The sequence below is a fragment of the Roseateles sp. P5_E11 genome, assembly GCF_054049355.1.
In genome coordinates this window covers 1-4647 of sequence record NZ_JBFUMO010000676.1, presented here as the reverse complement: position 1 = coordinate 4647, position 4647 = coordinate 1, and the positions used below count along the sequence as shown (strand labels likewise).

4 protein-coding genes and 1 pseudogene are annotated in these 4647 nt (G+C 69.7%); all 5 read left to right on the top strand.

Annotated elements, in window-relative coordinates; genetic code table 11:
* Positions 1-424, top strand: a pseudogene (locus tag ACXJKR_RS29000) (EscN/YscN/HrcN family type III secretion system ATPase); the annotation flags it as partial.
* A 1-nt stretch (position 425) separates the two neighbouring features.
* On the top strand, positions 426-911 hold the full coding sequence (locus ACXJKR_RS28995) for a serine kinase (RefSeq protein ID WP_457325793.1): 486 nt from the start codon (positions 426-428) through the stop codon (positions 909-911).
* Positions 911-1705: a type III secretion system export apparatus subunit SctT gene (gene sctT, locus ACXJKR_RS28990; RefSeq protein ID WP_457325792.1), complete on the top strand. Its 795-nt coding sequence runs from the start codon at positions 911-913 to the stop codon at positions 1703-1705. The genes ACXJKR_RS28995 and sctT overlap by 1 nt, the downstream gene beginning before the upstream one ends.
* Positions 1698-2765, top strand: a complete 1068-nt coding sequence (locus ACXJKR_RS28985) for an EscU/YscU/HrcU family type III secretion system export apparatus switch protein (RefSeq protein WP_457325791.1) — start codon at positions 1698-1700, stop codon at positions 2763-2765. Before sctT ends, ACXJKR_RS28985 begins: the two co-directional genes overlap by 8 nt.
* Before the next feature lie 87 nt (positions 2766-2852).
* A partial coding sequence (locus ACXJKR_RS28980) for a hypothetical protein (protein ID WP_457325790.1) occupies positions 2853-4647 on the top strand: 1795 nt, incomplete at its 3' end.

Genomic DNA, 4647 nt, shown 5'->3' with positions numbered 1-4647 from the left:
GGGCGAGCGTGGCTCCATCACTGCGGTGTATTCGGTACTGACCGAGGGCGAGGACGACAGCGACCCCATCGCCGAGGAGGTGCGCTCCATCCTGGACGGCCACATCGTGCTGTCGCGCAAGCTCGCCGCGGCCAACCACTACCCCGCCATCGATGTGCTGACCAGCGTCAGCCGCGTGATGTCGGCCGTGGCGTCGCCCGAGCATGCGCAGGCGGCCGGGCGCCTGCGCTCCCTGATGGCCAAGTACCAGGAGCTGGAGCTGCTGATCCAGATCGGCGAGTACCGCCAGGGCGCCGAAGCGTTGGCCGACCTGGCGGTGCAGCGCCGGGCAGCGACGCAGCAGTTCCTGGCGCAGAAGCCTGGCGATCGCCAAGCCTTCGAGCAGACACTGGCGGCGCTGCGGCGGCTCGCCGAGGGCGTGTGACATGGCCATCGCCTGGAAGCTGCTGGCCGACGTGCGCGAGCGCCACCAGCGCAGCGCGCTGCAGGCCGTCGGGCGTGACCAGCGGGCGCTGCAGGCCTGCGAGGCGAGGGCGCAAGAGGCCGAGCAGCAATGGCTGCAGCAGCACCAGGCCAAGGCGCAGCACTGGCAGTCCACTGTGGCGGCCGTGGGCGAGGGCGGCTGCAGCGTGGCGCAGATGCGCCAGGCGGGTGCCTGGAGCCGCGCGCTCGACGGGCGCATCGTGACGGCCGGCGCGGCCGCCGTACAGGCTCAGGTTGTGGTGGCGCAGGCTGCAGGGCTGCTCGACGCGAGCCGCGCGCAGCTGCGCCGCGCCAGCGCGGAGCTGGAGAAGGCCAGGCAGATGCAGCAGCGCGCCTTGGCCGAGCAACGTGCGCAGCAGGAGCGCCGGCAGGACGAGGCGACCGAGGAAGCCTCGGTGCAGATGTGGTCGGCGGCGCGGCGGGCCTGATGGACGAGTCCGCCTTCCTCCATCCCGAGCAGCTGCTCGCTTCCATCGCGCTGACGATGCCGCGGCTGTTCGCCGTGTTCGCGGTCACGCCCTTCCTGTCGCCCCATGTCATCACCGGCATGTCGCGCAATTCGCTGATGCTGATGCTGGCGCTGTTCATGTCGCCGCTGGCCGGTGACATGCCGGCGCTGTCGGTGACGATGTGGGTCGCCATCGCCGCCAAGGAGGCGCTGATCGGCGTGATGCTGGGCCTGGGCTTCGGCATCTTCTTCTGGGCCATCCAGAGCGTGGGCGACCTGATCGACTTCCAGACCGGCAGCGGCAACGCCGCCTTCTTCGACCCCGTCGCGGGGCATGACAACGGCCCCACAGGCGAATTCCTCGGCTGGGTCGTCATCAACCTCTTCGTGTCGGCGGGCGGCATGCTGGCGCTGGTGGGCGCGGTGGTGGACTCCTACCGGCTGTGGCCGGTGGCCGACTTCTTTCCGGACCTGAGCCACGTGATCGAGGCCTTCGCCATCCGCCAGGGCGACACCCTCTTCACCTGGATCGTCAAGCTGGCCGCGCCGGTCATCCTGGTGCTGATGCTGGTGGAGCTGGGCGCCGGCCTGCTGCAGCGCGTGGCACCGCAGCTCAACGTCTTCCAGAGCACGCAGTCGCTCAAGGGCCTGCTGGCCGCGCTGATGATGATGCTGTTCATGTATGTGCTGTGGGATTCCCTGCAGCAGTTCCTGCGGCCGGATAACGGCGTGCTCGAGTTCCTGCGCTCCTCCATGAGGCCCCGCAGTGGCTGAGAAGGACCAGGCTCCGACGTCCAAGAAGCTGCGCGACGCACGCAAGCGGGGCGAGGTGGTGTTCAGCCACGACGTGGCGTCCAGCGCCGTCTTCCTGTTCGCCGTGCTGGCCTTGTGGCTGGCCGGCGCCACGATCTTTGGCCTGTGGCGCGAGCTGTGGCTGCACGCCACCAGCGAGCGCCTGTTCATCGCACCGGACGACGGCGTGCCGGCGCTGCTGCTGCATGCCGGGCGCGTGCTGGTGGCCACCATGCTGGGCCTGGGCGCGATGGCGGCGGCGGGCGGCTTCGTCGGTTCGTTTGCGCAGGTGGGCGGGCTGCTGGCCTGGGAGCGCATCAAGCCCGACGTCAACCGGCTCAACCCGGCGCAGGGTTTCCAGAAGATCTTCTCGACGCGCAACCTCATCAACCTGCTGAAGATGATGGTCAAGACGGCGCTTCTCGCATCGGTGATGTGGCTGGTGATCCGCGGTTGCCTCGATACCGCGCTGAAGCTCGGCTATGCGACGCCGTCGGCCGCGATGAGCGTCGGCGCCAGCCTCGTGCTGCAGAGCTTCGCCTGGGCGGGGCTCGTCTATGCGCTGATGGCGGGCGTGGACTACGCGCACACGCGCTACGAGTTCATCAAGGGCCTGCGCATGTCCATCGACGAGGTGAGGCGCGAGCACAAGGACGCCGAGGGCGACCCGCTGAACCGCTCGCGCCGCCGCAGCGCCCACTTCGAGGCCGTGTACGCCAGCCTGGCGGACCGCGTGCGCATGGCCTCGGCCGTCATCCATTCGCAGCGCGTGGCGGTGGCCCTGCAGTACCTCGGCGAGCACGACCTGCCGCGCGTGCTGGTGCGCGGCGAGGCCGAGCTGGCCGCACAGATCCGCCGCGTGGCGGGCGAGGCGTTGATCCCGATGGCCTTCGACCCGCAGCTGGCCGAGCTGCTGTACGACGAGAGCCGGGTTGGGCATCCGGCGAGCATTGGCAACGCCGCACGCGGCCTTTTTGGCGACAACCCTTCGGGAAGGCCCATTGCCATAGCGTTAACAGGCCCGCGCTACGTGGACTCGTAGTTGCGAGGGCGATACCCCTGCAACTACTGTTGATCGCCGGGCAGGAATGCACATCAGGCCCATCCGCCATAGACAAGGAGAGAGTGAATGCTTGACGCCGTAGGGTCCAGTTCTTTCGTCGGCCGGGACGACGCCGCACAGGCCGAAGAAGCGCGTCGCCGTGCCGAGGAGGCCGCACGCCGCGCCGCCGAGGAAGCGCGCCGCCGTGCCGAGGAGGCCCGCCGCCGCGCCGAGGAAGCCAAGCGCCAAGCCGAAGCCGCGCGCAAGGCTGCGGAGGAAGCGCAAGCCAAGGCGGAGCAGACCCGGGCCCAACAGGACCAGGAGAAGGCCGCGAAGCTGAAGGACGAACACAAGGCCAAGCAAGCAGATGCGCTCAAGGCCGAAGCCCAGGCCGTGTTCAAGGAGAAGGAACACGGTCTCGCCAAGGCCAGGCTGAAGGACGCGCAGGACAACCGCGCGCCGGCCGCGCCGTCGGCCGCCACCCAGGAAGCGCAGAAGCAGGTCGACAAGGCCAGGGCGACCTACGCCTTCTACGATCCATTGGCAGCCGCGCCCCTCTTCAACAGCGGTTCGCCCTTCGTCAACGGCCTGGGGCCGCTGCGCGCCACGCCTCCGCTCGGTGGCAACAACCCGCTGTCGCCCGGGCTGGGGCCCTTGCAGCCAAAGCCACCCCTGGGCGGCAATCCGCCACCGTTCCTGCAGCCCATGCAGGGCGTGCCCGTCGCCAAGCATGACGTCGACGGCTATGCCCAGCAGATCCAGGACGTCTACGCCCAGTCGGGCGCCGCCACCGCTGCCCAACAGCTCGCGCAGGCGATGGGCGACACGAGCCTGAGCCCCGAGCAGCGCAAGCAGCTGATGGCCAAGGCCCAGCCGGTGGTCAGCAAGCTTGCCGAGACGGCGGGCCAGGAGGCGCGCCACACCGACCTGCCGGCCGACGGCCAGGCCGGCAAGACCACGGGCATCGACGACAAGGCGGAGTACCACGCGTTGGTCGACGACCTGGCCACGGCGGCCGATGCCGCTGGCGACCCGGCGCAGGCGCGGCAACTCGCGCGCACGTTGCTGGATCACCTCGCCGCACCAGCCAAGCCAGGCGGTGGTGCCGACGGGCTCGACCTGTTCGGCGATGCCCTGCGCGCGCACAACGTCGGCAAGGGAGCGCTGCACGACGCGGTGCTGTTTGCCTTGCAATCGCCGCAGAACGCGCCGGCGGGCTCGGTGCTGGCGGCATCGCCCGACACGCTCGCGTCCACGGTGCGGCTGATCGCTGGCGTGCCGGAGCCGGCGGGCGTGGCAGGTGCGTCGCCCACCGACCTGGCGGCGATGAAGACCTACACGGACGACGAGATCGACCTGTCCCACGAGCTGCTGCTGGACGCGCGCAAGAAGGAAGCGGAGCTCGCCAAGTACAAGCCCGGCAGCGAGGACTACGAGAAGGCGGCCCAGGCCTACCGCAGCGCCGCCAACCTGACGATCCGGGAACGCGCCAAGAGCGAGCAGGCCATCGCGGCGGAGCTGCGCCAGACCTACAAGGCCGACGCGAAGAACGCGGTGGCCACCGAGGATGCGGCGCACGAGATCGCCAAGCGCTTCCGCGACGACCCAGAGGCGCAGATGGTGGTCGACGCTGCATTGAAGACGGTCAAGACCGAGAACGCCCAGCAGCGCGACACCGGCAACAAGCTCTATGAGTTCCACCGCGCGACCGACCAGGTCACGACGCTGCAGGCGCAGCTCAACGCGACCGGCCACACCGACGAGGGCGCCTACAAGACGGCCCTGGCTGACTACGAGACCAAGCGCAATGCCGTGATGGAGGCCTTGGGCCACGAGATCTCGTTGGCCACGGCCGGGCAACCGGACGGCGCCGCGCGCGACA